This is a genomic window from Perlucidibaca aquatica, assembly GCF_001676655.1.
In the GTDB taxonomy this organism is placed as follows: Bacteria; Pseudomonadota; Gammaproteobacteria; order Pseudomonadales; family Moraxellaceae; genus Perlucidibaca; species Perlucidibaca aquatica.
Map to the genome: position 1 here is coordinate 320,604 of NZ_LZDB01000002.1, position 24,627 is coordinate 345,230.

The window sequence follows — 24,627 nt, forward strand, 5'->3', positions numbered from 1 at the left end:
GACTTTTTCAAAGATTAAGCAAAGCTGACAGGAATGTAATTTTCGCGTCAGGCTGGTGTACTTCGCGTCGCCGCATGATTGACCCATCGGAAATCCCCAATGGAGTCCTCCATGCGTTTCCTGCTTGTACCCATCCTCTTATTGATCCCCGTCACTGTCCTTGCGGCAGAGCCTGTATCACCCCCGACTCCTACTGTTTACGTCAGCCCGTTTAATGGCTATCAGGGCTGGACAGAACCTGCTGTGCGTGACTGGCAGGAGACCCATGCTCTTGTTGCGGATGAGCCGACCGGCCATGCGGGCCACTCTATGGGCTCCATGGGTTCTCCTGCGACCTCTAATGGCGACGTTAAAGAGGAAGCCCCCAAATCGCCGGCTGAGTCGCACGACATGCCCGTCATGAAGCACGGGGGTCACTGATGAAGAGGCCCCGTCATCATATTACCCGGGTCGTCGCTGTTGCCCTTCTGGCCAGCGCTCTTGGTTCCTGTGCCAGCCTTTCCCGTGATGGCAGTGAGGGCGAGGTTCGCGCCAATGCCAGCCGGATTCTGGGCCAGCCGCTGGACGACCCCAGCCGCCTCTCACCAGAGAGCCGGCTTCAGTACCAGCAGGTTCTGCTGGCCGAGCCCCTCAACGTAAACGAAGCGGTGGCGCTTGCGCTTAATAACAATCCTGGTCTGCAGCGAACCTTCGCTGAGTTGCGCATGACCGAGGCCGAAGTGATCGCCGCCACGCGCCTGCGCAATCCCGGCATTTCACTGGCTCGTCTCACGCAGGGCGGTGATCGCGAAATTGATCGAGCCATCAGCTTTGATTTGATCGGCCTGCTGACCTTGCCAGTGCGTGGCCGAATCGAAAAGCAGCGTTTTGAGAGTGCCAAGCTTGATGCGACCCGATCCATTCTCATGCTGGCACGTGATACGCGGCGGGCCTATTTCGCCGCCGTGGCAGGAACGCAACGCGCCCGTTATGCCGCTGACGTGCAAACCGCTGCCGAAGCCGGCCGCGAGCTGGCCCGGGGCTTGGCGCAGGCGGGCAATATCAGCCGCCTCGATGCCGCCAGAGAACAGGCGTTTTATGCCGAAGCGACAGCACAACGGGCACGCGCCGACGCCGAAGCCCTCACCAATCGCGAACAACTGATACGCCTTTTAGGGCTGCCCGATGCTGCTGCGCTCAAACTACCCGACCTGCTGCCTGAGCTCCCCGGCGCTGCGCGCGAACTGGGCAATGTGGAGCAGCAGGCCATGGATCAGCGCGTGGATGTGCAAATCGCCAAGCGCAGTGCCGAAAACACGGCTCATGCACTCAAGCTCAGCAAGATCACGCGCTTCGTTAACGTGCTGGACGTGGGCTATCAGTACAACACTTTCAGTACGCAGCCCAAGGAAACGGGATTTGAAGTCAGCCTTGAGCTGCCGCTCTTCGACTTCGGCACTACTCGTGTTGCACAAGCTGAAGCTATTTACCGCCGCTCGCTTGCCGATGTGGCCGAGACCGCCATCAATGCCCGCAGTGAAGCGCGTGAATCCTATGCGCGTTACCGCACAACCTACGACTTAGCCAAACATTATCGCGATGAGGTTGTGCCTTTGCAGAAGCAGATCTCGGATGAACTGCTGCTGCGCTACAACGGTATGCTGATCAGCACCTTCGAGCTGCTCGCCCAGTCACGGGAGCAGATTGCCAGCACCGATGCCTATCTCTCTGCGCTGCAGGATTTCTGGGCAGCGGAAGCGGACCTTGCCAGTGTGCTGCAAGGTTTAAACAGCAATACAAACACCCCCCCTAATTAAAAACAGCATGAGCACCGGCAACGCTGCCGCCGGCCACTGAGCGAGAACGTACTATGACCAATCGACGTGATTTTCTCCGGAGTGCTGGCGCCGCCATTCTGAGTGCCGGCGTGGTATCGCGTGTACAAGCGGCTGGCATTCCGGAAGCCAAGATTCAATACAAACCCGGCACCGAAGGTCCGCTCGCTCCGCAAGGCGGGCCGGCCTACAACCCGGTGGTGACGCTGAACGGGTGGACACTTCCGTATCGCATGAAAAATGGGGTGAAGGAATTCCACCTCGTGGCCGAGCCGGTGGTGCGTGAATTTGCGCCCGGCATGGTTGCGCATATGTGGGGCTACAACGGGCAGAGCCCCGGCCCCACCATCGAATGCGTCGAGGGTGATCGCATCCGAATTTTTGTCACCAACAAATTACCCGAGCACACCACGATTCACTGGCACGGCGTGTTGTTGCCTTCCGGCATGGATGGAGTGGGCGGCTTGTCGCAGCCCCAGATCAAGCCGGGGCAAACTTTTGTCTACGAATACACGATGAAAAAATCCGGCACTTTCATGTACCACCCGCATGCCGACGAGATGGTGCAGATGGCCATGGGCATGATGGGTTTTCTCGTGGTGCATCCGAAAAATCCGAATTTCATGCGTGTTGATCGCGATTATGTTTTTCTGCTCAGCGCTTATGACATTGATCCGGGCAGTTACACGCCGCGCACCTCGGAGATGACAGATTTTAATTTGTGGACGTTCAACAGCCGAGTTTTTCCGGGCATCGATACCATGGTTGCGCGCACGGGTGAAAAGGTGCGCATCCGGGTCGGCAACCTCACCATGACCAATCACCCCATCCACTTGCACGGTCACGATTTTGAAGTGACCTGCACGGATGGTGGCTGGGTGCCAAAAACTGCCCGCTGGCCAGAAGTCACCACCGATGTTGCCGTGGGACAAATGCGCGCGGTGGAGTTCACTGCGACTGCGGGCGACTGGGCTCTGCATTGCCATAAGTCGCATCACACCATGAATGCCATGGGGCATCAGATACCCAATTTAATTGGCGTGCCGCAAAAAGATATCGCCGCCAAGGTGCGCAAATTGGTGCCGGATTACATGGCCATGGGCGACAAGGGTATGGCAGACATGAGCGAGATGGGCGAGGCGATGCCGCTGCCGGATAACACCTTGCCCATGATGACAGGCCAAGGCCCCTTCGGCCCCATTGAAATGGGCGGCATGTTCACTCTGCTCAAGGTCCGCGATAAGCAGAAACGTGGTGATTACAGCGATCCAGGTTGGTATGAGCATCCCCCGCGTACCGTGGCTTGGCTCTATGGCAGCGAGGAGCCCGAGGCGGTAAAAGCCGCGCCGGCACCTTCCAGTGGTCATGACCTCAAGATCCGCAAACCCACTGGCCACGGAGCGCATTGATGTTTCGGCCGACGCTTGGTGCTCTATGTCCCACGCCCACGCCTCTTATTAGGAGAGCGACATGACTGCAAATACCCGATAGCTCCTGCCGGTGGCCCACGATTCAGAAAGTACGCCATTTTTATCTTTGTTGAGGTGGCCGTGTTGCTGCTTGGCGGCCTCGGTTTCTTCTACTAAGGACATTGGTGATGAGGATGGACACCACGATCATGCTCACTGAGATCCACAGACCAGTTAATACTTTTCATGCCCACGTCCGCGCTCAGGAGAACGACAGATGCAAACGATGAAAATCTGGCTATTGGCAGCAGCCCTGGCAGTGCCGATGACTTTGGCCAGCACCTCAGTCTGTGCCCGTGGCGATGGCGGAGACATGCCGGGAATGGACACGTCGACTCACGATATGAAGTCAAAATCTGAAGGCGCCATGAAGGACATGCCGGCCGCTAATCGCTACACCCAGGGCGTTATCCGCAAGGTGGACATGGCGCAAGGCAAGCTCACCATCAAGCACGGCGAGATCAAGAATCTGGGCATGCCGGGCATGACCATGCTGTTCCGGGTGAAAGACCCCGCCATGTTGAAAATGGTCAAGGCTAATGATGCTGTTTTGTTTACGGTGGAAAAACATGGCGGTGCCCTTGTCATTACCGAGCTGAAAATGGCGCCTTGACGTTTTTGTGAGTTCCTGTGTTTGGGCGGGCTTGATGCCCGCCCTTTTTTGGAACTTAGTTTATGAATTCGCTGAAGGAAGCATGACGTTACCGCGCACAGAAGAGCTTGATATCCCATTGCGTGCAGAAGAGTCACACAAAAGAGTCGCACAAAAAAACGACAACTCTTTTGAATAATGCCGGGTGGCTTATGGCAGCAACCATGATCACGGGTGAAAACGATTAAATAAATTCAGGGGTAGAGAAAATAATTTATCCCAGTGTATTGACCTTCCCACTGTGGCAAGGCCGAACGTATGCAGTAGGTCATCAAGACCTGATCAGATGGTTAACGTATTCAAGGAGAACATCATGCATATATTCAATGTCTCAGGTATTGGTTGCGGCAGTTGCGTGGGCAAAATCACCAAGGCCATTCAAGAGCTGGATGAGTCGGCCAAGGTCACGGTAGATCGCGCGCAAGGAAGAGTCGAGGTGGTGTCTGTCGAGAGCGAGGAAGACATATGTCAGCGCATCACGGATATCGGCTTTCCGGCCGTACCCCGCAGGTAACCAAGTGCAGATAATGAAAGTTAACGGTCGCCATGCGGCCGTTTTTTTACAAAGTACTTTACAAGGATTGCTTGACCTTCCCCTTGTGGGAAGCCCGAAGCTGAGTACCTGCCAATCAATGTGGAGTAACAAATCATGACTTCTCAGCTCTCCAATTCCACGACTAGGTACTCCCTGGGAGTCGAAGGCATGACCTGCGCCTCCTGCGTAGTGCATGTCGAAAAAGCCTTGAGGCGCGTGCCAGGCGTCACTGACGTGTCTGTCAATCTGGCGACGGAGTCCGCCAGTATCAAAACAACAGGTGAGGCTCCTATATCCGCCGTCAAGAAAGCCGTTGAAGAGGCCGGCTATCATGTGGCTGAAACGCAAACGGATCTCGCCATCGAAGGAATGACCTGCGCGTCCTGCGTAGCGCGTGTCGAAAATGCCTTGGCGCAACTGCCCGGTGTTTTGGCTGTCTCCGTGAATCTGGCGACTGAAAAAGCGCGTGTCAGTTCGATTAGTGCCATTCCCATGCAGACGTTGATCAGTGCGGTTAATAAAGCCGGCTATATCGCGCATCCAGTGGAGGTGTTGCCGGCGAGTCTTGGCAAAAAAAAGAGGGTGACACGCGATCTGGTGATGCTTCTGATTGCGGTCGTGCTCACGTTGCCGCTGGTATTGCCCATGCTGGCGTCAGTGTTGGGGAAAGACTGGATGCTGCCTGCGTATCTGCAGTGGATCTTGGCAACACCGGTTCAGTTTGTGGTGGGCTGGAGGTTCTACCGGGCCGGTTGGAAAGCGCTCATGGCGGGCACCGGCAATATGGATCTGCTGGTCGCGGTCGGTACCAGTGCGGCCTATGGGCTGAGTGTGTACCAAGTACTTGCCGGACATTCTGCTCACGGTGCTCACCTCTATTTCGAAGCCTCTGCCGTGGTGATTACACTGGTGCTTTTGGGGAAATGGCTGGAGGCGAGAGCCAAACAACAAACCACGGAGGCCATCCGTGCCTTGCAGGCGCTTCGCCCGGATACCGCCCGAGTTCGCCGCAATGGTCAGGAGATTGAGGTTTCACTGGATGCGCTTCAATTGGGTGATCGGGTTGCTGTTCGTCCTGGAGAACGTATGCCGGCCGATGGCATCATTGAAGAAGGGAAAAGCCTGGTCGATGAATCCATGCTCACGGGTGAAAGTCATCCCGTGGCCAAGGAAGCGGGAGACAAAGTGGTGGCCGGCGCCATCAGTACGGACGGCCTTCTGGTGTTTCGGGTGGAGGCGATCGGGGCCGAGACCATGCTGTCGCGCATCATCAGGCTCGTCGAGGACGCTCAAGCCGCCAAGGCCCCCATTCAACGTCAGGTAGACAAGGTCAGCGCCGTCTTTGTGCCGGTAGTCATGATGATTGCCTTGGCAACTTTTGCAGCGTGGTGGTTTCTTACCGGCCAATTGGATCAGGCCATCATCAATGCCGTAGCCGTGCTGGTCATTGCTTGCCCCTGTGCATTGGGGCTGGCCACACCGACCGCCATCATGGCGGGGACAGGAGTGGCGGCTCGCAGTGGCATTCTCATCAAAGACGCAGAGGCGCTTGAAATTACGCATGGCGTAAAAGTGGTGGCATTTGACAAGACCGGAACGTTGACCTTGGGCAAACCGGAGCTGGTGGCCGAAGAAGGAGTGAAGGGAAATACCCTATCCCTATTGTCCATTGCCGCCAGCCTGCAAGCAGGTAGTGATCATCCTCTGGCTTTTGCAGTCATCGAGGCAGCCAGGAAACGAGAAGTGATTGGGGAGCCGGTGATCGAGAGCCGGGCGTTACCGGGACGGGGAATATCCGGGCAGATGAATGGGGTTACTTATTTGCTCGGTAACCGGCAGCTCATGCAGGACCAAGAGCTTCAGCTGGGTCTGTTTAATGATCGTGCTGCTGCACTTGAAAACGAAGGCTGCACTATTTCATGGCTTGCACGAAAGAATGACAAAAGCGTGCTTGGGTTTATGGCCTTTAGAGACCAAGTTAAACCCGAGGCAGCAGAGGCCATAAGGCGTCTGCATGCTTTGGGCATAGAGACGGTCATGATCACCGGAGATAACAAGGGAAGTGCAGCCGTTGTGGCTAAAGCGCTTGGTGTCGATCGCTATGTCGCCGAAGTTCTGCCGCAGGAAAAAGAAAAAGAGATCAGCCGATTAAAGCAAAAGGGATTGGTTGCCATGGTGGGCGATGGCATCAATGATGCGCCTGCACTGGCAGCGGCTGATGTAGGCATTGCAATGAGTGATGGGACGGATGTGGCAATGCATACGGCCACGATCACGCTTATGCGTGGCGATCTGCTGCTAATTGCGGATGCTATCGATATTTCCCGTCAGACCTGGCGCAAGATTCAGCAGAATCTCTTTTGGGCATTTTCCTATAATTTGGTGGGGATTCCATTGGCTGCCTTTGGTCTTCTGAATCCCATGGTGGCGGGGGCGGCAATGGCCTTCTCCAGTGTCAGCGTCGTGACGAATGCCTTGCTGCTCAAGGCGTGGAAACCATTGAGTGAGGGGCACAAGCAATGAATATTGGCGAAGCAGGTCGTTTGAGTAGCGTTTCTGCCAAAATGATCCGGCATTACGAGGAAATTGGCCTCATTGTCCCCACTGCGCGTACGGATGCGGGCTACCGAACCTACCGTGAAAAAGACGTGCATGAGCTGCGCTTCATCAAGCGCGCAAGAAACCTCGGGTTTTCTCTGAATCAGATCCGTGTGCTGCTTTCGCTATGGCAGGATCGCAGCCGCGCCAGTTCCGACGTCAAGAAAATAGCGAATGCGCATGTCGATGAACTCAATGTGCGCATTCTGGAGCTCACGGAAATGCGCGATACGCTGATTAATCTGTCTGACGCCTGCCGCGGTGACCATCGTCCCGACTGTCCCATTATTAAGGGGCTGGAGACAGATGGGATTGGCTGAATCGTGTGTTTTGGCGTGCCTCGTTTCAACCACTATTTTTGAGCTCTGAAAAATTACCGTAATACGCTAGTTGGACTCCTATCGAGTAAGGAGCTGGCCAGCCATGGCCATGCTCCCTAAAGACCTCGCCTATTGGGGGTTCTTGCCTTTTGGTCGAGTTCATCTCATGTCTCACTCAACTTATGTGGTCATAAATTACCTTGCGCAATCGTTTTGTTACTGCGAGTGGCCTATGTGCAGGCAAGGCATACCACGGTGTAAAAGAAAGGTTTTCACAAAATTCGTTTTGAGCCGGAGTATCGAAAATCTGCTGGGGATACGAATCGTTGCCACCGGGTAAAAAGGGGCTTGCGATTCCTTCCACTCTGTCATGGAGTCTTCTACATCTATATTTTTTGATGTCCTTGGTTGCACCAGAAACTCCATGCAGGCATCGTTCTTTTTCAGAGTGATACTGATACAGCCCCATCAGTCCGCTTCGGGTCGTTATTGGACATCGGCCTCGTCAAAGAAAATTACCGACAACAGCTGCATGTAGGCCAGACGTTCCATCAGTTCTGACTTTTTCGTATCCAGTAGTGCTATCTGCTTTTTCATATCTGCAATTTGCTGTGCTGCTTCTAGTGCTGTCATGTCGAGCTCACTGTGATTGTTCACACTAGTGATAGAGCACGACTTCTTAGTTCGCTAGGTCAGCCTGAAAAATATTTCTTACCTTGGTCCGACTGGCTGGCTCAACGCTGCATCGCGCAGCGTAAGTAATGCAAAGCATGTGCGATGCCATTGGGTTCGTTGAGCATGACATTCAACGGCGTTCTCCCATCAAAGGCTCTGTTATTGGTAGTGACCCAGCTGTAGCCAAGTTCTCGGTCGTACGGAAAGAGTGTGCGTAGGCACGCATGCATTTCCAGCAGTTGGTCATACCGGGAACCGCAGTAGTCCGATAGCCAGGCTTGCTCCGCGACTTCGCCCGCCTGCCAATGCTTTAGGAGTTGAGCCACCATCTTGGCTTTGTTTTCATCAATTTGATGCAGCATGTTCCATCTCCAAAATACGAGGCCACCGTGGCTACACATGTTGAAACTCAGCAGGCGTTTCCATGGTGACAACGTAGACGCGTTGCTCATCTCCCCAGGTCGCGAGCAATCCTTGAAGCACAGCCCCCTCCGGGGCTTTCACCCAGTAGGGCTTGTTCTTTAGGTCGCGCTCCATGTATCGGTCCATCACGATTTTGACCGAGCGTGGATTGAAGCGATTCCATTTGCGCTCTTTGATGGACTCCAACCGTGCGCACGGACCTTGAAAGAACGGGCTTTGCACGCCGTGTCGCTCGCCCCAGCGTATCCACTTCAGCGAACCATCGCGAAGTCGAACAGGAAGGTGTACCTCTTGGTCTTTCCAGAGATGCATTTGACCCTCGTATTCGATGCCGCTGCACATATCAGCCTGCCATGTCGAAGCTAACCGGTGGCTGAGTAACGCCTGCCACCAATCGAGCCATTGCCATCACATCCGTCAATTCGCTGGTAAAGACCATGCCCGCGTGTGGTTGCCAGTGACCCTCAGCATCGAGTTGATAGAGCATCCAGCCTTCGGGCTCTTCAGCATGGACGACCTTTAAGACTGGCTGAGGAACTTGAATTTCAGTATCCATTGCTCGTGCGTGCTTTTGCAAAATGAAGGCATCGCTGTTCAGTCGGTAGCTGAAATCCAGTCGAGAGCGCTCGCTAGGCAAGGGGCGAATCTCTGCCATCAGCGTATCGAGTAACTCTTTAATTCGAGCCTGCAACAGTGAGCTCATCATGGTTGCCAGTCTCCATCTCGGCATGGATTGTCAGTATAGCGATAGCCCAGTAAGTCAGGCATACGCAATCGGTAGCTCGTCCCAACAGGTGGTGTAGCGCGGTGATCGATCACCGGCGCGCATCTGCCAAGCGGCACTGAGTTGTGTGCTGGCGAGATGCAGAGTGCCAGAGCCTTGGGTCTTGTTAATCGAATCCATCAGGCTCATCAAGCGTAGTCGCTTAGGATCATCGACAGGCGCAAACAGGTCAGTTTGCTGAATGCCTGCAGGCTCAATCTCGCCAAGCATGACGCCACATTTGTGATATTTCAGGCCTGGCACAAAGATCTGGCGCAGGCCTCTGAGAGCGGCCTTCATGAGAACGCCAGTATCGGCAGAGGCATGGTCAAGCGGTACGAGGGTGGTGCGCCGATACTGCTGATCTTGTTCTCTGAACGGATTGGTTCTGAGCATCACATAGACATTCGCACAGACTGATTGCTGTGCTCTCAGCTTTTCAGCTGCACGGCTGATGTGATGGGTCAGTGCGGCTTTGATCGCGTGTGGATCGCTCACGGTTGTCCCAAAAGAGCGTGAAGCCATGATCTGCTGTTTGGGCTGGCCGACATCCTCGAAGCTGAGGCAGGACTCGCCACGTAACTCACGCACCGTCTTTTCGAGCACGATGCCATAGCGTTTGCGAATCGAGACGCCATCGCAGCGCGCGAGATTGAGTACGGTTTCAATCCCATCCACACCGAGGCGCTTTGTGAGCTGCCTTCCAACGCCCCAGACTTCAGACACGGGGTAGGCGGCCATCCAGCGGTTCATCTCTTCAGGGGTGTGATCGAGTGTGTTGAACACACCACCAAACTCAGCATTTTTCTTGGCTAGGTGATTGGCGAATTTTGATAACGTTTTCGTTGGACCAATGCCGACACCGCAGGTCACCTTGATGTCCTGCTGGAGACGCTGACGAATCAAATACCCGTAGGTACTCGGATCGGCATAGCCTGCCAAGTTCAAAAATGACTCATCAATGGAGTAGCTCTCAACTTGAGGACACATGTCCTGCAGGATCGAGAGCATCCGCGAGCTCATGTCGCCATAGAGTGTGTAATTCGAGCTCTTGATGACCACACCATGCTCCGTGCAAAAGTCTTTCCACTGATGAATGGGCGCCCCCATGGGAATGCCTAAGGCCTTCGATTCCGCTGAGCGCGCCACGATGCAGCCATCGTTATTGGAGAGCACGACTAAAGGCCGAGTCGCCAAAGCAGGGTCAAAGATCTTCTCGCAGGTTGCGTAGAAGTTGTTGGCATCCACCAGGGCATAGATAGGCTTCATTGCTTTGCCTTCCTCGTGGGTTTCTTCAGATGCTCAACGATGTGGCTGGTGACCACACCAAAGATCTGCAGATCACTGCTCGGGCGCAGCACCGGATATGCCACCAAGACATTCTCCGAGTGCAGCTCAAATTGGCCACGAACTTTTTTGAGTCGTTTCACGACATATTTGCCATCGATGCTGGCGACAACAATATGGCCCGACTCGGGTGGGCGAGAGGCATCAACCACTAGGACGGAGCCATCCACAATGCCGGCATCACGCATGGAGTCTCCAGTCGCCCGCACGAAGAAAGTAGCCTGAACGTTGTGGATCAGCCGCTCGTGAAGATCGATGGCATTCTGCACATAGTCAGCCGCTGGTGATGGAAATCCAGCAGGGATCAGCGTCTCTAACAAGGGGAGGCGCAAGGTACACGGGGAGGGATGGGGCTTTCCAATGATACTGATCATAAGAACAGTATCGTGGTGAGATAGCCCAGTGGTCAACAGGGTCGTTCGATCATTGTGAGTCTGGTATTGGCCGAAATCGACCCGAAGCGGACGCATGGGTCTTTCACACCATTATTAATTGATGGTTGTCCGAATTGCTTAGCGCTGGCATGCTCAAGCTGTGATGATGTTGCAGTATTGGTCGGCAAAAAGTGCTGTGCCAGGTTTTTCAAGCCGTTGAAACTGCTGAAGCCTTTCTTCTCCCTCCGACGTTATGCAGCAGCCTGATGTCACTACGCAGCTATGGGCGCTGCATAAACCAAGTTAGGGTACTCTGACTCCGATGTTAATCACCATTGATCGAAACATCCTTATCGCCGCGCTCAAAATCGAGCCAACGTCTTCGTTGGTCGCCACGATATTCACAGCGCATCGGGATGGAAACATTGCCATAGCAATTTCCGCGGCTAATCGTGTCGAGTATCGGGTCGGCGACGAGCACCCACAAACAGAGGAACAATTCCTGCATGATTGCTCCACGGGGGGACTCGACAATCCAACGCTGCTCGATTATCCGCTCGACTGGGAGATGGGCTTGTGGGAGAGCTCGATTATAGACGCAGAGGGGTTTGACCTTGATACCCGAATACATGCTGTGCTGTTCCCAAATCTTCCCAACTTTCTTTCCACAGACCAAAACGACAAGGAGCGACGCAGGATACGAAACGTTAGATGTGACGTCTTCGCTATATGGGGCCACATCAGGTTCGATCGCGACTATTTCATCACATCTGACCAAAGGTTCTTGAAGCGCAAGGACGCATTGGTCAAGCTCGGTGCCCGCGGCATTTGCACGCCAGAGGAATTCGTCAAAAATGTTCTCATCCCAGCGCCCTAACAAGCAGTTCGAGTCGCTGTTTCGCGGCTGGTATGGCGTTGCCGCCGTCCCTCAACATGGTCGCTAGGCGTCACTAAAAATGAAGCGAAGCAGAACGGTCGGCGTTGCATTGTCAATTTTTTTGGGTTGTTGGATCTCAGGAGGTCCGGATGACCGAAGGGTTAGGCACGGAACGCATCGGGGTACTTGAGTCCGAGAAATGCAACATTAAGAGCGAGAGCGACAGCTTTCTTTGCATCGTGCCGCAAAGTCTCACGATCGAATAGCACCTGTTCAATACTGACTTCAACATCATCATCAGCGTTTCGGTGAACTAAGGCATTTCTCCGTAGCCTCAAGCGGTTTGCTCTTTCGTCATAGTCGTATTTCTTCAGAAAATCTTCCCGTTTCTTGGATGTGTCGTAGCCATGAAATGCCAACGTTATTTCTATTACGGCTTGGGCAAGTAGAACAGTTGCGAGCCAAGCACCTGCACAGTAGGCGTGCTCTAGTTCTTGAACTAATGTCTCCCGCTGATCGTGTGAATCTTGGCCGTACTTGCCTTCACCAACGGCAACAGCCTCGAGATTGCGGAATTGAGTCCGCCTTCCGTTCCATACATCCTCGGGCGGACAGTAGCCTGCTTTGTCTAGCGGATCGTTATTGATGTCCATTGGAATGTCTAACGCTCAAGTTAAGCGGCGGGAGTAGCCCCGTCCGCTTGAGTTTCTTGTTAAATGATGGCGATACAACAACATTTCAGCTTCTGTCGACAACGTTGTGTTTAACGCAGTCGTTATCGAGCTTTTTCTCTAAATCTTGGAGGGACCAGGATGAATATATGAGATCTCCGTTAACCTCAACCGTATAAGAGCCATTTTCGTATTTTCTAATGCTAGTTACTTGGTGATCTATTGTTGCGGTGCCAATGTATTTGTGACTCATCGATGCCTCTCAAAAAGTAGATTTAATAACACCTAACGTGTGAGCTCAGGGCGCGGCCGGCAGCGATTTGTTAGCCCCCTTGCTTACAGATAGCCTTCTAACAGCTCTCTTACGCCGTCTATGGCGCTTCCAATATCTCTAAGGTCAAGCTTGTCCCATTCCGCGTGTAGAGCATGATTGCGGACCCCCGCAAAGGACTTAACGCGCTTGGCCTTTACTGGAGTAAGTACATTCGCCTTTGTAAGGTCGTCGATTAAAGGCTCCAAGGTCTTACCTTCAACCTCTATGCCATGCTTTCTGGCAATTCGCTTCACAACATCTTCGAGGACGGAAGAAGCAAGGATTGCCGACTCTTTCACTTTTCCGCCTCTATGGAAGTGCGAAGCATGGTCAAGGAAGTCATCAAATGCTGTTGCGTAGATCTGATACTCAATCTTGGCAAGCAAACCACTCTTCGCTTCCTCCTCGATTGATACCAGAACGCCAAGCACCTTCCTAAGCACTTCTGTCTGGATACCGTTTACATCCGGAAGCTTAACAAGACGCGCTAGTTCCTCTTGGTAGAAGCTGCCTGGCGGCGCGATTTGCACGATCGCATTTGCAGCCGACGACATCCATGCCTGCGCCGCAATAACGTCACCAACCCAATATTTGTCTCCTGCCCGGGAAAGCACCTGCCTTCCTCGCGCTACGAGCTCTTCAATTCTTTGGAGAATTTCTTTTTGCATTGCGGAACCTCCATATTCAAGGGGCTAACTTAGTTTATACCGCAGTGGTGCGGTGTAATAAATTCGACGCGCTGTATAAGGCGGGGTCGCGAAGGGGGAGTCCAAGGCTTCCAATGCCTTGATGAAGCAGGCGCAGCACTCACTGCCGGCAAATATCGCAAATTCGTTGCTCCCGAGCATGCCAGAACATTGCCAGCGGAGCAGCCAGCTTATAAGTATCGCACAGCATCTCGAACGGCATCAGCGATACACCAGTGTTTGCGAAGTACTATTAGCAGCAGGTCAAATGTACAGTGCAACGATTTGTTAGCTTTCACCTTCTCGGCGCCCAATTGCCATTCGCATCGAAATTGGGCGATTGGGTCATGCCGAATGCATTCCAGATCAAATCAATCGTTGGCCTAAGCGCCCTCATTAAATCTTCCACCTCGCCCTCAATAACCAATTCCGGCAGAAGCACGATGCTTCTATCTGAAGTTGGCGGTTCCCCGAAACGGAACGAAACAGTATCGAGGCCAATCTGCGCCCCAAGAACGTCGAGCAACGTAATGAAGCAATAGTACGGCCCTGGAACATTTTGGTTGGAGTAGAAATCCAGATACGACTCCAGCCCTTCCCTAAGATATGACTCGACCGACGATCCAGAGATCAGAATGTTTCCATTTTCGTCAGGGTATCCGACCGATGCAGCAGCTTCTATGGAGCCATTTCTAAACAGCTGCACATACGACAAGCTCGGCTCACCAACGCGGCCAGAATAATTGACTTTCCCATCCAGATTGATCCGGTTGTTCCAGCCCCGTGAACCGGGCGGGCGAAGCATGCTGTTGATCAAGGTATCCGTATCAATTATGCCCGCCCCGCCAGGCCCAAAAGAGGCTAGTGGAACTAGGTGGATAGCCAACACCGAGCGCTCATACAGTTCAACTGGAAGCTCGTGGCGCTCGTTGATTTTGTTTGCTCTATCTAGCCGAAACTGCCGTGCTCTTGCTGGAATGGCTTCCGACGATAGAAATGCATCCCGAATTTCGAAGACGTCCATGGGGTATTTCCCTGCAGAGTTCCGGCCGTAAAACTTCGAGTGCTCCTTGAAAGAAATCAGATGCGGCCCCGTCCAACTCTTTGGTACTTCTACAGCCAACACAGATAGATCACCTACTGCAATTGGCTTGATCGAGAATTGAAGACGCGGAGATGCCCCAGACCTCAAGATTTGATCGAGCCTCAAAATTTCAGCGTCAACATCTACGTCACCAATCCCAGATATGGCTTGAGGCGATCCTTCGACATCTTCGATACCAACAAGTAACAGCCCACCTCGCGTATTTGCAAAAGCGGTAACTTCAGCTATGAATCGAATCTTATCGCCGTCAGAATTACCGGGAAGCTGAGATTTATACTCAAGCACAGCACTTTCAGCAGCACCAGCCTCTACCAGTGCCAGGATGTCTTGATCGGTAATGAGGTCAAGCGGTTTGGATATCACTGTTCCTTCCCGTGAAAGCTAACTTAATTTATGCCGCAGCACTGCGGTGTAATAATTTTTTTGCTTGCTGCATAAGGCGAAGGAAGGAGATAAAGTGCCATGTATTTCAAAGCTTTGGCGAAGAAAATACAATACTCCCTGCCGACAAATACCGCAAATCCTTTGATCCTGAGCATGCCAGCACGTTGCCAGCGGAAAAACCAGCTTGGATGTATCGCTAAGCATCCGTCCGCTTCGGGTCGATCCCTGCCTAACCAGTCGCTTAAGTAAGGTAAGACTCAATAATCATTAACACGCTTTTCCATAGCGGATATATAGACTTTGTAGACCCACCCTGCTTTGATCCCGAAGACTTGTTTTTGACTTCTAACCCGACATGACCTTCTTTGAACTCGCAGCTGCCGATATCTCCGTTCTCAATGATGGTGACCTTCGCGAGCTCGTCGCACGTTTGTGTGAAGCGGAGCTAATTCAGCAGGGTATGCAACCATCTTGCGTCATTTGGGGTGGTGCTCAGGAAGCCGCCGATGGCGGGGTGGACGTGCGCATAAAAAATGCCGATGGAATCTCCAATCCGAACTTCGTTCCTAGAGAACACACGGTGCTTCAAGTCAAGAAGTACTCAATGAGCAAGTCAGCATGCAAGAAGGAGATGGTGGAGGACGGAAAGCCCAGAGCGATAATTGAGGATCTAGCAGCACGGAAGGGTGCATATATCATCGTCAGCGGCAGAGACAGTTGCTCTGAAACAATGCTATCCGAGCGCCTGACCGGCATGAAGGAGGCGATCGCCTCTCTGCAAAACAAGGACGACTTGCATCTGGACTTTTATGGACCAGACCGCCTTGCAGTATGGTTGAGACGGCACCCCTGTGTTGCCCTCTGGGTTCGCTCACGCTTGGGGAAGCCTTTGGCTAGCTGGAGGCCTTATGGCCGATGGGCTGCTACACCTCCCGGCCAAGATGACGAATTCCTCTTAGACGACCACCCTTGTGTTATCGATATGAACTCCCGCGCAAAGGAGCCAAAATCCATTGCAGAAGGAATACAGCTAGCTCGTGACAGGCTTAGGAAGCCAGGAAGTACCGTACGAATTACCGGACTTTCAGGCGTCGGCAAGACCCGATTCGCGCAAGCGCTATTCGAGCCTAATGTTGGGTGTGAGGAGCTACCTGCAAGTGATGCTATCTACGCCGATCTCGGCAATGACCTCACCCCCACAGCGTCGGAGCTAGTTACTTATCTAATAGTCCATGATTTCGCTACTTATCTGGTGTTGGACAACTGCCCACCTGACGTACATCGAGGCCTTCAGAAGCAGGTCGCAGAAAGCGGCGCCAAGTTGCGCCTTCTCACCATTGAATATGACATCTCCGAAGACAAGCCCGAAGAAACAGAAGTCATCCACCTTGAGCCGACCAGCGAAAAGACTGTTTCCTTGCTGACCCAAAAACGATTCCCCGACCTAGGCCGCATCAATGCCGACCGGATCGCCGAATTCGCTGGCGGAAACGCGCGCGTTGCGCTGGCACTTGCCAGCCGGGTGAATGCAGACGAGACGCTGTCCAACTTCTCTGATGAAGACCTTTTCAGGCGGCTGTTCTCCCAACGAAAGGAGAGCTCCCCAGAACTGCTGCATAGCGCAGAGGTATTGGCTCTTGTGTACTCCTTCAATATTTCCCGCTCTGAGCGGCATGACGAGCTAAGCACTTTGGGCGCCATCGCCGGCGTGACTCGGCAGTCTCTATACCGAGACCAAGGCGAACTATTCCGTCGCCAAATAGCGCAGCGACGTGGAAGCTGGCAAGCGGTTCTCCCGCACGCACTAGCTAACCGCCTGGCCAAGCGAGCACTCGAGAACATCTCGCCTGACGACATCAACGCCGAACTATTTAAACCCGAAAATTTCCGTCTATTCCAATCGTGTGCCCACCGCTTGGGTTACCTGCACGATGCTGATGCCGCGCGACAATTGGCGCTCTCTTGGATTAAACCAGGCGCGCCCTTGCACAACATTGCCACCTGCAACGCACAGTACCTGACTTCGCTCAACTACATCGCACCGATCTTTCCTGACGTCGTACTTCGAATAATTGAACACGCATCAGCAGATCCTCAGTTCACCTCGAGAGAAAACGAGAGTTTCACTCCATTCGTTAGTCTTCTTTGCCACCTTGCCTACGACGACGAGACATTCGATCGTGCAGCAGATGTACTCCTGAAGTTTGCCGAGACAGAACGAGATGGGGAGAACAACAACAGCATCGTCAAGCAGATGCAGCACCTGTTCTCGCTTCATCTTTCTGGAACCGAGGCCACGCCTGAACGACGGCAAGCCTTTGTCCAAAAGTTGCTCCTCTCAGGCAACTCCAGACATCGGGAGATCGTTAGCAAGCTCCTGCACTCTGCTTTCGAAGCACACCATTGGAGCTCTTTCGGCACGTTTCATTTCGGAGCGCGCAAGAGAGGTCAGGGCTGGCTGCCCAGCACTGATGACGAGTGTATTGCTTGGTACGTAGGCTACATCCAATTACTACAACCTATGCTGAGCTCGGCTCAATTGGGAGATTGCGACTGGGCTAAGTCGTTGCTGGCAAGTCACTTCCGTGGACTATGGTCCTTTGCTGGATGTTTCGATGTCCTTGAGCAGATCATTCACGTTCATGGGCAAGGCGGGACATGGCCTGAGGTATGGATTTCCATAAAGCAAACCATTCACTACGATGGTGACGAGCTTGGACCCGAGCTACTTTCGCGGCTTGAGTCGCTTGAGAGGCTAACCGCACCGTCTGATCTCTACTCTGAGATTGAGGCTTATGCCTTGGTCGATGAATGGGACCATATCGCACGACCCAATCAAGACTTTCCAGAGCAACATCGTCAGATTTACGATAAAGCAATAGGTCTTGGGAAGGCCGTAGCGGCCCAGCCGGAATATCTTGATCGACTGGGGCCTAAGCTCTGGACAAAAAACGTCCAACCCCTTTCTTGCTTTGGGCAAGGCCTTGCTATCGGAAGCACTGAAAGACTTTCGATGTTCAATCGCCTCGTTGAGTCCTTTAAGAAAAATCGACCCGAAGGGAGTAACCTTCTTTTATTGGACGGCTACTTAAAAGGCGTCCATGGCATCGACCCTTACCAAGCTCGTCAGCTCCTTGAGAGAGCATTGGAAGTTCCCGAGCTGAAACCATATGCGGTAAGCCTCTTGGCGATAGTTCCGATTACCCCTTGGGTATTTCAGAGGCTGCTAGAGCTTGCAAAAAAGAAGGCTCTTGAGGCATTGCGCTTTGAGAGGCTTAGTTATGGCCGAATACACGAAATGATGAGTGATAGCCAGTTGGCAGCTCTCCTTAGTGCAATTTCCGAACTGGATAAAGGCTGCCTTTCAACAATCAGAATACTGTCCATGCGCTTCTACAAGAAAGAGCATCACGAGTACACGCCGAGTGAAGAGCTTCGTATGATTGCTAGAGCGGCTATTCGCAGACTCGTTTCGATGCACCGGAACGAGCTAGAGCGCACCCAGCTGCATGGAGTTAATAGGGTTCTAGAGGAAGCTCTAACGGCCTCAGCACCAGAAAACGAGGTCAAGGAGATCATTAATCTTCTCTTTGAGGGCTTTGCTTCATTCCGTCTCTATTCTTTTGAGCTACCTGAGATCATCACGGCATTGATCAAGATGCACCCAGAGCTATTCCTCGACGCCGTCTTCAACGGCGACGACCGTGAGGCCGGGTTGGCGCATATGTTATTCAGAGAGCACACAAACAGAAAAAATCCATCTCTGAATGATGCACCATTGGACAGAGTATTGGCGTGGTGCGGTAGCGACCAAGAGCGTCTTATGAAGGCTGCTAAGGCAGCGCACGTCTACTTCGTAGTCGACCCAAGTGACATGTCAGATGACTCTTCCAAGAAAATAGCTCTTAGTGAGCACATCAAGTCACTCCTGAAGGTGGCAGATAATAAGCTGGCCATGGTCGAAACCATCTTCGAAAATACTTGTCCCAATAGTTGGTCGGGATCACGCGCCATTATTCTTGAGAACCGCTCAAAGGCCTTCGCGGAGCTGCTTGAATACCCTGACGTGCAAGTTCAAGCTCTTGTCAGAGCCAAAATGGCTCTTTTTGAACAGATCATTCAAAGGGAGCGCGAACGCGAGGCTGAAGAAGATAGTAAACGCGAACAGCGCTTTGAGTAACGGCCCTTAGAGAACTGGAAGCTCAAGCATAAGAGTACCTATGGCTGTGCGTCCGCTTCGGGTCGAAAGCAGCTAGGTTAGTTTAAAAATCAAAGCACATATTTATGGCAAAACGGTAAGCCCGGCACAGTTTCGCGGAGGGAAAGTTTGGAATTCCGGCTTGGCATTGGCTGTCGAATGAAACAACACAGCCATAACCTACAGTGAACCTCGCCCGACAGTGCTCATAATCAGCGACAGCCCATGCTCGCGTGGACACCTGCCCTAAAGGGCAGGCCGCAGGATTGGTCTATGGATAGCCTGTGGAAGGCTGACGCCGTCCACAGCCTTCCCACAGCCCACTCCCGCTTGCCCACACTGCGCGCGGACAGCTACCTGCCTTCGGCCACACCATAAGTTTTTATTTAATTGTGAAAGTCTAAATCACTTCATATTTTAGGGGTATTATTAGGGGTATTTTTACAATTAAATATAAATAAATATCTATTTATTCAATGTATTAGATATGGAAATCTATTCCAGTTCGAGGAGCCATATTGTGGTAACAAAAAGCCTCAGCGTTTGCTGGGGCTTTTTGCATTCTGGGGTTTCTATTCTGGGGTTTCTATTCTGAGGTGAGCCTTGTCTGAGGTGAGCCTTGGCAACATTCGACTCAGGCAAAGCCCAACAACAGCTGTGCCGTGCCCGCAATCAAGCCCGTGACTGCACCTAGCAGGAGTAGGATCCACTCGTCTTGCTGGAAGGCGGGGCGCAGCAAATCCTGAAATTCGCCAGGCGTCATTTCTTTCATTTTTCCCGCCAGTAATACGGCCAATGCGGCTGAACGTTCCTGATTGAATTGCTTGTTGGCCAACGGTTGCAGGGCAAAGGCTGCGCCCTGTTCAGCAATGCGTGTCTTGAACGCAGAATAACCGGTGGCGCCCATGATCACTTGTGCGCCACTGCGGGCAATAGGCGAGTCATCGACTAGGGTGCTGATGTGGCGCTTGATAAGACGGCGAGCGCGTTCGGACTTTTCACCAATAAGCATTTCGCTCATGAAGCGGTGAATGGTGAGAATTTCCTGCGAGCAGAGCTCGGCGAACTTGTCCGAGACAGCCGCTTGCCGGCGCAGGAACAGGCCTTGAAAGCTGAATGGGCCGATACGCACGGGGTTGAGCGGACGAAAAACCATCGCCAGTGCCAGCCAGTTGGTGGCAAGACCCAGCACGGCCGCATACAGTGGCAACATGCCGTGCCAAGGAATGAAGTAGAACAACAGCATTTGCAACAGGCCAAACCCTAGGCCAATCCAAAAGCTCACGTTCACGATGAATCGGAACTCAGCGTCGCCAACCTCGCTAAATAAGCGCACGACTAAGGCGCGGTCGGCTTCGAGCTGGCGGCCGCACATCTCCTTCACATCCACCAAGTTATCAATGTCGTCGATCACAGCATGAATCAATCGCTGCATCACTTTTGGCAGGTTGTTTCGAACGTGACGGTAAACACCTTTGCGCACCAGCGGCGGCAGGTTTTCCCAGAACACTGCATTGCGCTCGGTCATGGCCTCGTCGGTGTATTCCTCGATGCGCGAGCTGACATGCTGCGCCACATAGTTGCCAATTTTCTCGGGCTCCATCTGGCGCACGAAGTCGCTGACGGAGCCCATCTTGCTGATGGCGTTATCCACCACGATGTCGGACATCCGGCGCGCCCCGCGCGGGATGATGCCTTGCCAGCCGAGCAGGTCGATGTTGATGCCGAATAGCTTGCGCAGACGTGGCGTGCGGATGCCGATGTAGTTAATGGGATACATCATCATTTTTACCGCCCACCAGACATGGGCCCAGGTCACCACGGCGGCTACGATAGGAATGCTGACAAAGCCCCAGAAGTCGGGGCGGGCATAAAGCTCCTGCCAAAGCGCGGTAAGGTCCATCGTGTGTATCTCGGTGACTAGCGGGTCAGCGAAAGGCTACCATCGGCGTGACGTGGATGATTGGCTGAAAGCGCGAGACTGGCGGTCGGTCAGGCCACCTGCAGCTGGAAATCGACATGAATGGTCAAATAGGGAAAACTGAGCTTGCCTTCATCGCTGCGATCGATAACACCGGCGAGCGCTAGTAGCTGGGCATCGGCATGAACTGCTCGCACATCACGATCGGCTAGCCGTGCCAGCTCGCGCACGCCTAACTCGCCCTTGCCGCCCATGTATTGCAGTAGCTCCAGGCGCCGACCGCCTAGCGTCTTGAACATCAGTTCGGCAGACGCAAAGCTGATGCGCGGCGTCTGCGGCACGGCATCTGCCCAAGCGGCTGAAAAGTTGTCCAGAGCACTATCCAGCGAGCGAATATCAAAGATCACGGTGCTGGAAATTCCACTGTTTGATGTCATGAAGAAAGTCCTCGCGTAATTGTCCGATGCTTGAGAAGTGATAAGGCGTTTCGACCTGTTGCCAGTGTCGGTGATCGCCTTTGCCGGCTTCGTTGTCATAGCGCAACACGCAGACATCATTCACCACATAAGCCAGTCGGTATTTGTAGTGATGCTGGCTGCCGCGCACAGGCGAGGGTAGTTGCCAGATCACCAAATCGACATGACGCCCGATGGCCAGAATGAGTCGTTCGCGTAGAATCAGCGTTGCTGTTGTGTTGTTCATTGAAGCAACACCTCCGTGTGTTGTCAATACGAGCAACAAAATGTTGCGCGAGCTGAACGGTATTCAGCAAAGCATGTTCTAGTACAACTTTGGCGCTTTCGCGAACGGCCAGCCTGGATTCAAGAAGGCTTCAACTTGCGGAACCACGCGGTGCGCTGCATGGCATCCATGACGCCGGGCAGCAAACGCTTGCCGGCATAGAGCGCCCAAGCCTCTGGGCTGACCGGCACCACGGCGCGATTGCCAGTGATGGCGCTGACCACGGCCTCGGCGACATGCTCCGGGCCGTAATTGCGCTTCTGGTAGATCGCCACCAGCTTGTCCTGCGATTTTGCGGTGCTGCCGTGCATGCGCGTGGCGGCGACGATGTTGGTGTTGATCACGCCGGGGCAGATGGCGCTGACGCCAACGCCGTGCACAGCCATCTCCAGGCGCAGCGACTCGGTCAGGCCCATGACGGCATGCTTGCTGGCGGAATAGGCCGACATGTCGGATGCCGCGTAGTAGCCCGCCGCCGACGCGATATTGACGATATGGCCGCGCTTGTCTGCCGCCATGCGCGCGCCGAAGGCTTTGCAGCCATGCACCACGCCCATCAGATTGATGCCCATGACCCACTGCCAGTCTTCGATGGGCGTGTCGAGAAATGGTCCGGCTGTGCCCACGCCGGCGTTGTTGACCAGCACATCGAGCGTGCCATGGCGGGCGTGAATGCGATCGGCCAGTGCCTGCATCGCGGTCCAGTCGGAAACATCAACGATCTCCTGATCGACGCGCGTACCTTTGGTGGTGAGCAGGTCGGCGGTTTCCTGGAGCGCGACGGGGTTGCGGTCACACAGCGTCAGGTTGGCACCGAGCTGGCCAAGCAGCAGGGCGGTGGCGCGGCCAATGCCGGAGCCGGCTCCGGTGATGAGGGCGTGTTGATTGGCGAAGGCGTTGGGCATGTCGGATCTCTTTGGAGGGTGGATTCAGGGGAGCGTTCACGGCCATTGTCGGGTGCTATGCAGTATTCGCAACACTCTCACCTCGGCATTCGTGAGATCGTAAATCACGACATAGTTCTTGTGTACGACCAGCTCTCGTGTGCTGACAAGCCGTCCCGCTCGGCCTGACTCAGGGTGATCGACCAGTCGAGCCAGTTGCGCGGAGAACAACTCATCGAGTACGAGTGCAGCGCCTGCATTTCTGTGAGCGATGTAATCGTAGATGGTGCGGCGATCTTCAAGGGATTGTGGCGTCCATGCCAGTTTCATGAGACTTATGACCTCAGTTTTCGACGGGTTGCGTCACGCCGTGCGGCAAACTCAGCCTCCACGACCTCGGCAGAGATCAACTGGCCCGCATTGGCAGAGTCCAGACCTGCTTGAACCTGGCGCTTGAACCAAGCATCGTATTCAGCATCGGCCCGCTTGCTGCTGACGAAGTCACGCATGAATTCGCGGAGCAGCTGAGCGCCCGTGCGATCATTGGATTTGGCAGCCTCGGCAAACTGTGTTTTAAGGTCGTTATCAACACGAAAAGTGAAGGTAGCTTCGGTCATGCTTTTACTCATGTGTTACAGGATAAGTGCAAAATAACACGAGCTTACAAGGATAACCACATGCCCCGCCTCATGAAAACCCACGCTCCTTGGATCGTCTGGACCTCCGAGCTGTCACCCTTCGGGCTCAAGGTTATCCTGCTTTGCCGATATTACGGCTTGCCGTTTCGGGTGCTGCCGGAGCAGGGCACGACGGCAGAACGCATTCGCTATTCTCTGCGCCGCGAGCTGCTCACCCGCGGCGTATTGCCGCTCACCTGGCCACGCATGACCTCCGACGACGAATTCCCGCTAGTGCCTTTCCTGTTCGGGCCTGATGGCGGAAATCTGTACGACTCCACGGCCATCGCCGAGTGGTTTGATCAGCAAACTGAAGCAGCGCGCCGTTTATTGCCCGACGACCCGGTGGCACGTTTTGTGACCGCGCTGATTGACGATTATGCCGATGAGTTCGGCTTGTATATGGTGCATCACAACCGCTGGAAGGTGTCGGCGCTGGATAACGATGCCAGCGAACGGCTGGTGCGCGAGCTGGGCATTCCTGGGCTGCTGAAGCGGCCGGTGATGGCGCGCTGGCAGCGCCGGCAGACCGAGCGTCTGCCGTATCTGTTCAGCGTGGCCCCCGAGGGCTTTCAGCTGGCGGGCATGCCGGCCGGTGTGCAGCCGCCGTCACGACCGGGCTTTCCGGCCACACATGCCTTGCTGGAAGATGCCTTCGAGCGGCTTATCACTATTCTCGACACGCTGTTGAGCCAGCGCCGTTTCATCCTTGGCGAGCGCATGACGCTGGCGGATGCAGCGCTGTACGGTCAACTCGGCATGAACCTGAGCGACCCGTCGGCGTGCCGCTGGATGCAGTCGCGTGCACCGGCGCTGCATGCTTGGCTGCAGCGCCTCCATCGCGGCGATGTGACGCTGCTGCAAGCCGGCGGCGAGCTGCAGATTGATGCGGCACTGGCACCGCTGCTGGCCGAGATCAGTCGCGTATTTGTACCGCTGATGCAGCAGAATCTATTGTCTTATGAGCGCTGGCGGGCACAGGGCGAGGTGATGTTTAACGAGCGCGCTTTTGATGCTGGTCGGGCGCTGTATTTTGGCGAGATTGACGGTCATGAGTTTTGTCATGTGGCCAAATCCTTTCAGGCTAAAGTCTGGCGGCAGCGGGTAGAGGAGTGGCGGGCGTTGTCGGAGGTGGCGCGTCATCATGTTGCACTTCAGGGTATTGCAGAGGCAATGCTCACCTCAGTGAGGTGAGACGTC

General features: G+C 53.9%; 25 protein-coding genes. 10 read left to right on the forward strand and 15 right to left on the reverse strand.

Annotation, left to right across the window (positions count from 1 at the left end; all coding sequences use genetic code 11):
• Positions 1-111 precede the first annotated feature (111 nt).
• From A8710_RS05145 to cueR, 7 genes are all read left to right on the forward strand, one after another.
• Positions 112-420 (forward strand): hypothetical protein, encoded by a 309-nt coding sequence (locus A8710_RS05145; RefSeq protein WP_068858424.1) that lies wholly within the window; start codon positions 112-114, stop codon positions 418-420.
• Positions 420-1,796 (forward strand): TolC family protein, encoded by a 1,377-nt coding sequence (locus A8710_RS05150; protein ID WP_068858425.1) that lies wholly within the window; start codon positions 420-422, stop codon positions 1,794-1,796. The genes A8710_RS05145 and A8710_RS05150 overlap by 1 nt, the downstream gene beginning before the upstream one ends.
• A 53-nt stretch (positions 1,797-1,849) precedes the next feature.
• On the forward strand, positions 1,850-3,223 hold the full coding sequence (locus A8710_RS05155; protein WP_068858426.1) for a multicopper oxidase family protein: 1,374 nt from the start codon (positions 1,850-1,852) through the stop codon (positions 3,221-3,223).
• 277 nt (positions 3,224-3,500) lie between these two features.
• A complete protein-coding gene (locus A8710_RS05160; protein WP_198341623.1) occupies positions 3,501-3,896 on the forward strand; it encodes a copper-binding protein in 396 nt (131 codons plus the stop codon).
• Positions 3,897-4,248: 352 nt separating this feature from the next.
• On the forward strand, positions 4,249-4,449 hold the full coding sequence (locus A8710_RS05165; protein WP_068860602.1) for a heavy-metal-associated domain-containing protein: 201 nt from the start codon (positions 4,249-4,251) through the stop codon (positions 4,447-4,449).
• Positions 4,450-4,584: 135 nt separating this feature from the next.
• Positions 4,585-6,993: a heavy metal translocating P-type ATPase gene (locus A8710_RS05170; RefSeq protein WP_068858427.1), complete on the forward strand. Its 2,409-nt coding sequence runs from the start codon at positions 4,585-4,587 to the stop codon at positions 6,991-6,993.
• Positions 6,990-7,388, forward strand: coding sequence for a Cu(I)-responsive transcriptional regulator (cueR, locus tag A8710_RS05175; protein WP_068858428.1), 399 nt, complete (start codon positions 6,990-6,992; stop codon positions 7,386-7,388). Before A8710_RS05170 ends, cueR begins: the two co-directional genes overlap by 4 nt.
• 486 nt (positions 7,389-7,874) lie before the next feature.
• Here the strand turns inward: cueR and A8710_RS12205 are convergent, their stop codons facing one another.
• The 6 genes from A8710_RS12205 to umuD form a co-directional block, all read right to left on the reverse strand.
• A complete protein-coding gene (locus A8710_RS12205; protein WP_157686304.1) occupies positions 7,875-8,021 on the reverse strand; it encodes a hypothetical protein in 147 nt (48 codons plus the stop codon).
• 101 nt (positions 8,022-8,122) lie between these two features.
• On the reverse strand, positions 8,123-8,425 hold the full coding sequence (locus tag A8710_RS05185) for an MbcA/ParS/Xre antitoxin family protein (RefSeq protein ID WP_068858430.1): 303 nt from the start codon (positions 8,423-8,425) through the stop codon (positions 8,123-8,125).
• A 31-nt stretch (positions 8,426-8,456) separates the two neighbouring features.
• Positions 8,457-8,798 carry a hypothetical protein gene (locus A8710_RS05190; protein ID WP_157686306.1) on the reverse strand — a complete coding sequence of 114 codons (342 nt, stop codon included), beginning with the start codon at positions 8,796-8,798 and terminating at the stop codon, positions 8,457-8,459.
• 31 nt (positions 8,799-8,829) lie between these two features.
• A complete protein-coding gene (locus A8710_RS05195; RefSeq protein ID WP_068858432.1) occupies positions 8,830-9,192 on the reverse strand; it encodes a DUF3024 domain-containing protein in 363 nt (120 codons plus the stop codon).
• Between the two features lie 54 nt (positions 9,193-9,246).
• On the reverse strand, positions 9,247-10,518 hold the full coding sequence (locus tag A8710_RS05200; protein WP_068858433.1) for a Y-family DNA polymerase: 1,272 nt from the start codon (positions 10,516-10,518) through the stop codon (positions 9,247-9,249).
• A complete protein-coding gene (umuD, locus tag A8710_RS05205) occupies positions 10,515-10,970 on the reverse strand; it encodes a translesion error-prone DNA polymerase V autoproteolytic subunit (RefSeq protein WP_068858434.1) in 456 nt (151 codons plus the stop codon). Before umuD ends, A8710_RS05200 begins: the two co-directional genes overlap by 4 nt.
• 322 nt (positions 10,971-11,292) lie before the next feature.
• Between umuD and A8710_RS05210 the strand changes: the two genes are divergently transcribed.
• Positions 11,293-11,847: a hypothetical protein gene (locus A8710_RS05210; protein WP_068858435.1), complete on the forward strand. Its 555-nt coding sequence runs from the start codon at positions 11,293-11,295 to the stop codon at positions 11,845-11,847.
• A gap of 161 nt (positions 11,848-12,008) precedes the next feature.
• Here the strand turns inward: A8710_RS05210 and A8710_RS05215 are convergent, their stop codons facing one another.
• The 3 genes from A8710_RS05215 to A8710_RS05230 form a co-directional block, all read right to left on the reverse strand.
• Positions 12,009-12,500: a hypothetical protein gene (locus A8710_RS05215; protein WP_068858436.1), complete on the reverse strand. Its 492-nt coding sequence runs from the start codon at positions 12,498-12,500 to the stop codon at positions 12,009-12,011.
• Positions 12,501-12,854: 354 nt separating this feature from the next.
• Positions 12,855-13,499, reverse strand: a complete 645-nt coding sequence (locus A8710_RS05225; protein ID WP_068858438.1) for a DUF4145 domain-containing protein — start codon at positions 13,497-13,499, stop codon at positions 12,855-12,857.
• 313 nt (positions 13,500-13,812) lie between these two features.
• Complete coding sequence (locus A8710_RS05230; protein ID WP_068858439.1) at positions 13,813-14,985, reverse strand: AlbA family DNA-binding domain-containing protein; 1,173 nt, start codon at positions 14,983-14,985, stop codon at positions 13,813-13,815.
• Positions 14,986-15,361: 376 nt separating this feature from the next.
• On the opposite strand from A8710_RS05230, the gene A8710_RS05235 reads away from it, so the two are divergent.
• The gene (locus tag A8710_RS05235) at positions 15,362-19,186 is read left to right on the forward strand and encodes a hypothetical protein (protein WP_068858440.1); all 3,825 of its coding nucleotides are present in this window, start codon (positions 15,362-15,364) and stop codon (positions 19,184-19,186) included.
• A gap of 652 nt (positions 19,187-19,838) precedes the next feature.
• Here the strand turns inward: A8710_RS05235 and A8710_RS05240 are convergent.
• From A8710_RS05240 to A8710_RS05265, 6 genes are all read right to left on the reverse strand, one after another.
• Positions 19,839-21,107 (reverse strand): hypothetical protein, encoded by a 1,269-nt coding sequence (locus A8710_RS05240; RefSeq protein WP_068858441.1) that lies wholly within the window; start codon positions 21,105-21,107, stop codon positions 19,839-19,841.
• 89 nt (positions 21,108-21,196) lie between these two features.
• Positions 21,197-21,562: an HVO_A0114 family putative DNA-binding protein gene (locus A8710_RS05245; protein ID WP_157686308.1), complete on the reverse strand. Its 366-nt coding sequence runs from the start codon at positions 21,560-21,562 to the stop codon at positions 21,197-21,199.
• A complete protein-coding gene (locus A8710_RS05250) occupies positions 21,522-21,827 on the reverse strand; it encodes a toxin-antitoxin system TumE family protein (protein WP_068858443.1) in 306 nt (101 codons plus the stop codon). The genes A8710_RS05245 and A8710_RS05250 overlap by 41 nt, the downstream gene beginning before the upstream one ends.
• A 119-nt stretch (positions 21,828-21,946) precedes the next feature.
• A complete protein-coding gene (locus A8710_RS05255; RefSeq protein ID WP_068858444.1) occupies positions 21,947-22,771 on the reverse strand; it encodes an SDR family NAD(P)-dependent oxidoreductase in 825 nt (274 codons plus the stop codon).
• 36 nt (positions 22,772-22,807) lie between these two features.
• Positions 22,808-23,080 (reverse strand): type II toxin-antitoxin system RelE/ParE family toxin, encoded by a 273-nt coding sequence (locus A8710_RS05260; protein ID WP_068858445.1) that lies wholly within the window; start codon positions 23,078-23,080, stop codon positions 22,808-22,810.
• Between the two features lie 5 nt (positions 23,081-23,085).
• A complete protein-coding gene (locus A8710_RS05265) occupies positions 23,086-23,367 on the reverse strand; it encodes a CopG family ribbon-helix-helix protein (protein WP_068858446.1) in 282 nt (93 codons plus the stop codon).
• A gap of 60 nt (positions 23,368-23,427) precedes the next feature.
• On the opposite strand from A8710_RS05265, the gene A8710_RS05270 reads away from it, so the two are divergent.
• The gene (locus tag A8710_RS05270; protein WP_068858447.1) at positions 23,428-24,621 is read left to right on the forward strand and encodes a glutathione S-transferase family protein; all 1,194 of its coding nucleotides are present in this window, start codon (positions 23,428-23,430) and stop codon (positions 24,619-24,621) included.
• The last annotated feature ends 6 nt before the right edge of the window (positions 24,622-24,627 follow it).